Source organism: Nocardia sp. SSK8, from assembly GCF_037034205.1.
In the GTDB taxonomy this organism is placed as follows: domain Bacteria; phylum Actinomycetota; class Actinomycetes; order Mycobacteriales; family Mycobacteriaceae; genus Nocardia.
This window is the reverse complement of sequence record NZ_JBAGKD010000039.1, coordinates 1-446: the sequence shown is the minus strand read 5'-3', so window position 1 is coordinate 446 and position 446 is coordinate 1. Positions and strand designations below refer to the sequence as shown.

Sequence of the window (446 nt, the reverse complement as noted above, 5' to 3'; positions counted from 1 at the left end):
CCGTCGAGGAGCCCAAGGGCACCCCGGTCTTCGCCTGGAAGGGCGAGACCCTCGAGGAGTACTGGTGGGCGGCCGAGCAGATGCTGACCTGGCCGAACGAGCCCGCCAACATGATCCTCGACGACGGTGGCGACGCGACCATGCTCGTGCTGCGCGGCGCGCAGTTCGAGAAGGCCGGTGTGGTGCCGCCCGAGGACGACGACCATTCCGCCGAGTACAAGGTGTTCCTCAACCTGCTGCGCGAGAGCATCGAGGCCGACAAGACCAAGTGGTCGGTGATCGCCGACTCGGTCCAGGGCGTCACCGAGGAGACCACCACCGGTGTTCTGCGGCTGTATCAGTTCGCCGCCGCGGGTGAGCTGGTGTTCCCGGCGATCAATGTCAACGACTCGGTCACCAAGTCGAAGTTCGACAACAAGTACGGCACCCGCCACTCGCTCATCGAC

The 446-nt window shown here is 65.5% G+C and carries 1 protein-coding gene; it reads left to right on the top strand.

The features are described 5' to 3' along the window. Positions 1 to 446: adenosylhomocysteinase (locus tag WA675_RS27275; protein ID WP_336088326.1), on the top strand; the 446-nt coding region annotated here is incomplete at both ends.